6 protein-coding genes are annotated in these 5,340 nt (G+C 41.5%); 1 reads left to right on the forward strand and 5 read right to left on the reverse strand.

Annotated elements, in window-relative coordinates; all coding sequences use genetic code 11:
* The first annotated feature begins 98 nt into the window (after positions 1 to 98).
* Complete coding sequence (locus H8706_RS11725) at positions 99 to 1,004, forward strand: DUF3991 and toprim domain-containing protein (RefSeq protein WP_262432784.1); 906 nt, start codon at positions 99 to 101, stop codon at positions 1,002 to 1,004.
* 104 nt (positions 1,005 to 1,108) lie between these two features.
* Here H8706_RS11725 and H8706_RS11730 read toward each other — a convergent pair whose 3' ends face one another.
* The 5 genes from H8706_RS11730 to H8706_RS11750 all read right to left on the reverse strand — a co-directional run bounded on the left by H8706_RS11730 (position 1,109) and on the right by H8706_RS11750 (position 5,242).
* Positions 1,109 to 1,327 (reverse strand): hypothetical protein, encoded by a 219-nt coding sequence (locus H8706_RS11730; protein ID WP_262432785.1) that lies wholly within the window; start codon positions 1,325 to 1,327, stop codon positions 1,109 to 1,111.
* The gene (locus H8706_RS11735) at positions 1,324 to 2,115 is read right to left on the reverse strand and encodes a hypothetical protein (RefSeq protein ID WP_262432786.1); all 792 of its coding nucleotides are present in this window, start codon (positions 2,113 to 2,115) and stop codon (positions 1,324 to 1,326) included. Before H8706_RS11735 ends, H8706_RS11730 begins: the two co-directional genes overlap by 4 nt.
* A gap of 130 nt (positions 2,116 to 2,245) precedes the next feature.
* Entirely contained in the window at positions 2,246 to 2,518 is a 273-nt protein-coding gene (locus H8706_RS11740; RefSeq protein WP_262432787.1) for a helix-turn-helix domain-containing protein, read from the reverse strand.
* Positions 2,487 to 4,292, reverse strand: coding sequence for a VirD4-like conjugal transfer protein, CD1115 family (locus H8706_RS11745; RefSeq protein ID WP_262432788.1), 1,806 nt, complete (start codon positions 4,290 to 4,292; stop codon positions 2,487 to 2,489). The genes H8706_RS11740 and H8706_RS11745 overlap by 32 nt, the downstream gene beginning before the upstream one ends.
* A 44-nt stretch (positions 4,293 to 4,336) precedes the next feature.
* Positions 4,337 to 5,242 (reverse strand): DUF3991 and toprim domain-containing protein, encoded by a 906-nt coding sequence (locus tag H8706_RS11750; RefSeq protein WP_262432784.1) that lies wholly within the window; start codon positions 5,240 to 5,242, stop codon positions 4,337 to 4,339.
* Positions 5,243 to 5,340: the final 98 nt, after the last annotated feature.

The following is a 5,340-nucleotide window of genomic DNA, read 5'->3' on the forward strand; positions in this document are numbered from 1 at the left end:
AACGGAAGGATTTTATAAAACCATTGTTGACTCTAAGGAAAGAAAACATATCATCAGGAAAAAACAGAGTCTCGGTATGAAAATGAGGTGATTGTGTTTTGAAAAAGAAAAGATTTTCCGATGAGCAGCTCCAAAGGGCAAGCGGTATAGATATTGTGGCTATGCTACAAGGACAGGGTGAGAAACTCAAAAAGCAGGGCAGAGTTTATCGGTGGCAGAGATACGACAGTACGGTGATAGACAGAAACCGCTGGTACAGACATAGCCGTGAGATCGGCGGCGGTCCGATTCAGTTTATGCAGCATTTTTACGGTATGGATTTTGTGGATGCTGTGAAATATCTGCTTGACGGTGAGGAGGGTGCAGAGCTTGTTCAGGCAAGCCGAACTCCCGAACCGAAGCTGCCGTTTACACCTCCGAAACTGTCGAAAAATATGCACAGAACATTTGCATATTTAATTAAAACACGAAAAATTGACGCAGATATTGTTCAGCATTTTGTGAATGAAAAGAAAATCCTTGAAACCGAAGAATATCACAATACTGCATTCTGCGGTTATGATGAAAAAGGCGAGATGAAACAAATGCACCTGCGAAGTACGCTGCCCGGAAACAGATTTTTTATGGATATAGACGGAAGCAATAAACAGTATTATTTCAGGCACATCGGGACAAACAGCGATGTCTATGTGTTTGAGGCGCCGATAGATATGCTCTCATACATAACCATGAATAAGGAAAATTGGCAGGAGAGCAGTTATGTGTGCCTCGGCGGTGTTGCAATAGACGCACTTAAAAATATACTGAGTACAAATGAGCAGATATCAAAGGTATATATGTGTGTTGACAGAGATGATGCCGGGGATAAAACTGTCAAAAGAATAGGTGATGAGCTTAATGAAATGGGCTACGAATGGGAGCGGATATTCCCTGAAAATAAAGACTGGAACGAAGATCTTACAGCGGGTAGTGAGCAAACAGAAAATTTTGAAATGACTATGTGAAGGGAGATGATAGATTGAATAATTCAGTAACAACACTTATTATTATGGGAGCGGTTATGTTTGCGGTTATAGGGATACTGACAGTGGTATCAAACATATACAGCCTAAATAATATCAAGAACAAAAGAGTCGGACACGGACAGCACGGTAACGCCCGATTTGCCACCGAGAAAGAGGTTAAAAAGATATACAGGCTCGTACCCTATGAGCCGAAAAAATGGCGGAATACGAAAGGTAACGGCGAGCTTCCGCAGGGAACTGTGGTCGGTATGCGAAAGCACGGCGGCAAGCTGTGTGCGGTTGTCGATCCCGGCGATGTTCATACAATGATGATAGGCGCGGCAGGTGTCGGTAAAACTGCGTGCTTTTTATATCCGAACCTCGAATATGCGTGTGCAAGCGGAATGAGATTTCTTTCTACAGTGGATAAAATGTTTTCTATGTTTTCCGGGGACCATACCTTATTAGGCAATTCTTTATTCGGGTGGTACAGTCGGGGTATAATTAGAGATAAATCTTGATCAATTTGGTCATTCAAGTAGATAAGATGTAGAAATGTTTTTAAAATGCCAACCTCTCTTTGCATACTTTTCTTTGTATATCTTATCAAAGAGGCAACATAATCAGAAACCAATTCAGGTGTAATATCTTTACATTTTGTCACCCCATTTTTTACAAGATGTTCGGTGATACGATATAATGACCACAACGAACGCTGTATTGTTTCATCAGTATTGTTTCGTTGTTTGCATCTATCAATATAATTGGAAATAGCTATTTGAAAATCATCTGTTGTAACCCATATATGGTCATTTTTAGATGACAAAAAACGTCCAAAAGTGTTGTAATCCCCTAACATACGCATAGAACGAATTATTGAACTTGCCATTTTGCTTTTTGGCCTATTATTCGGGAAATCAAACAAATTATGCAGAAATTCCGCCGCCATTTGTTCCTCGTAGAATGTTTTGTTATGCATATTACAAAAACGCTCAAATGCTGTCCATGTATCGCTACAGTTAGCGATTGTATCTGGCCCATACTCCATTTTGGTGCATTCATCCAATGCAGCAACAATTAATACTGATAAATTTAATTTTTGTGTTTTCACAGAAAACCCTCCTACTTGTATTATTAATTTAGCAATAATGCTTGAGGGTATTATATAATATTATGTTGAGAAAGAAAATAGACAAATCAAGTATTATAAGGCGTTGTCTATTTCTGCTCAACATAATATTTTAGCTTAGATAATATAGATTACTGCTGTTGCCGCCGTTTGGTCTGTACCTTTGCTCTTTGTCGATAAATCCTGCCCTCTCCAAATCACGGATTGCTCTCTTGACCGTACTTCTTGACAGTTTTGTTTCTTTGCAGATTGTAGATATGGAAGGGAAACACGAATCCTTGTTATAGCATTTATGAAACAGATAGTAATACACACTGCAGGCTCTCGGAGGCAGGTCTGCAAGGTACAATTCCTTAACCCGATCTTGCTTTGTGTTTGATTTCATCTACCTCATAGCCCCCTTTCAACTGCTGCATAACATCTCTTTCCGTTAACGGTGTATGAGCCGTTCCGCCTGTTGCCCGTCTTGATGCCGCACTGCTCGGAGCATCTCTGTGTATAATGCCCTCTCTGCGTTCAATTTCTCTCATAAGTCCGTCTTTTCCGGCATAATGAACAGTTTTGACCTCTTTCTTTTCCACGATATATTCGCTGTTAAGTTCAATGCCCCATTTGAAAAACAAATCGAGCTTTGTTCTCATTGGGTGGCAGCCTGTTTTGGTTATAATAAAATGAAATCTCGGCAGAGTTTTAAGTTCATCTACGGTCATCAGCGGTCTTGACATCATTTGAAGGCTCCTTGATCCGTCATTCTTTGACTGTGTTACAGAGCCCGAAAGAATTGTTTGTTCGCCGAGGTTTTTGCTCATAACCTCCGCCGTTTCGGAGTTAGGAGCAAAGCCACCGAACACTGTGAGCTGGCAGTTATCCCATATGATTTCCGCACCTTCCTTGCCATAGTTTTTTTCAAGCTGCGCCTTACTCTGTATGATTGCAATAATGCTTATTCTTCTTGATCGTCCTGCAGAGAACATCATTTCAGCAGAATCTATTTTCGGAATTGTACCGATTTCATCAAGATAAAACATAACTCTGTTTTTAAGTTTTCCGTTTGTTTCATCAGCGATTGCAAGCATTTCACGGTAGAGCTGCTGAACAATAAGCGATATCAGAAAATATTTTGTATTGTCCTCCTCCGGCATGATAAGAAAAAGAGCTGATTTTGTATTACAAAACTTCTCCGCATCTATCGCCGTATCAAAGCACAGTATCTGTTCCATTTCGGAATCGAGAAATGCGTTCAGCCTTGAAAGTGCGGTTGACAGAACCGACTGCATTGCCTGTTCTGATGTGTTAAGCGCCGCTCCTGCAAACCATTTTGCCTTATGTGTATCCGGCAGCTTTGCCATCAGCACCTGAAACTGCGTCATTTTTTGCTTGGCTTTAGGATCGGAATTGCCCGGCGCAAGCAAGTCCTGTATCATTTTGAATACGGATATAATATGCCGTTCCGCAGGCTCACAGTATTCGGCAACAAGAAGAATAACCGATGTCAGAAGTCCTTCCGCAGCATCGTAGAAAAAGGCGTTTTGCCCGTAGCTTGACGCATCGCCCTCGCCGGAATATATAATAGTTTTAGCCGTTATCTTGGCATACTTTTCCGCCTTTGCTTTATCGGAAAGCTCTCTTGTTTCACGGTATGCGTCCATATATTTATTCACCATAGAAAGCATATTGAATGTGTCGCTCTGCACCGGATTTCTCAAATCTATAACCGCAACATTATATCCGTATTGCTTACATACATTACCGTAGTTTCTTGCGAGGTCGCCTTTTGTATCGGTTGAAAGAAAGCTCATTCCGCTTGCACACGCATATTCGAGGTTCGGATATAAAAAGCACGCAGTTTTACCGACACCTGCCGCGCCTATCATCATTGTATGAACATCGCCGGGATCGACAACCGCACACAGCTTGCCGCCGTGCTTTCGCATACCGACCACAGTTCCCTGCGGAAGCTCGCCGTTACCTTTCGTATTCCGCCATTTTTTCGGCTCATAGGGTACGAGCCTGTATATCTTTTTAACCTCTTTCTCGGTGGCAAATCGGGCGTTACCGTGCTGTCCGTGTCCGACTCTTTTGTTCTTGATATTATTTAGGCTGTATATGTTTGATACCACTGTCAGTATCCCTATAACCGCAAACATAACCGCTCCCATAATAATAAGTGTTGTTACTGAATTATTCAATCTATCATCTCCCTTCACATAGTCATTTCAAAATTTTCTGTTTGCTCACTACCCGCTGTAAGATCTTCGTTCCAGTCTTTATTTTCAGGGAATATCCGCTCCCATTCGTAGCCCATTTCATTAAGCTCATCACCTATTCTTTTGACAGTTTTATCCCCGGCATCATCTCTGTCAACACACATATATACCTTTGATATCTGCTCATTTGTACTCAGTATATTTTTAAGTGCGTCTATTGCAACACCGCCGAGGCACACATAACTGCTCTCCTGCCAATTTTCCTTATTCATGGTTATGTATGAGAGCATATCTATCGGCGCCTCAAACACATAGACATCGCTGTTTGTCCCGATGTGCCTGAAATAATACTGTTTATTGCTTCCGTCTATATCCATAAAAAATCTGTTTCCGGGCAGCGTACTTCGCAGGTGCATTTGTTTCATCTCGCCTTTTTCATCATAACCGCAGAATGCAGTATTGTGATATTCTTCGGTTTCAAGGATTTTCTTTTCATTCACAAAATGCTGAACAATATCTGCGTCAATTTTTCGTGTTTTAATTAAATATGCAAATGTTCTGTGCATATTTTTCGACAGTTTCGGAGGTGTAAACGGCAGCTTCGGTTCGGGAGTTCGGCTTGCCTGAACAAGCTCTGCACCCTCCTCACCGTCAAGCAGATATTTCACAGCATCCACAAAATCCATACCGTAAAAATGCTGCATAAACTGAATCGGACCGCCGCCGATCTCACGGCTATGTCTGTACCAGCGGTTTCTGTCTATCACCGTACTGTCGTATCTCTGCCACCGATAAACTCTGCCCTGCTTTTTGAGTTTCTCACCCTGTCCTTGTAGCATAGCCACAATATCTATACCGCTTGCCCTTTGGAGCTGCTCATCGGAAAATCTTTTCTTTTTCAAAACACAATCACCTCATTTTCATACCGAGACTCTGTTTTTTCCTGATGATATGTTTTCTTTCCTTAGAGTCAACAATGGTTTTATAAAATCCTTCCGTT

This window comes from Qingrenia yutianensis, from assembly GCF_014385105.1.
GTDB lineage: Bacteria > Bacillota > Clostridia > UMGS1810 > UMGS1810 > Qingrenia > Qingrenia yutianensis.

Bases quoted from the DNA above. Each gene is read 5' to 3' on its own strand.
- H8706_RS11745 (WP_262432788.1), bottom strand. From the start codon at position 4,292: ATGGGAGCGGTTATGTTTGCGGTTATAGGGATACTGACAGTGGTATCA.
- H8706_RS11730 (WP_262432785.1), bottom strand. From the start codon at position 1,327: ATGAACATCGCCGGGATCGACAACCGCACACAGCTTGCCGCCGTGCTT.
- H8706_RS11740 (WP_262432787.1), bottom strand. From the start codon at position 2,518: ATGAAATCAAACACAAAGCAAGATCGGGTTAAGGAATTGTACCTTGCA.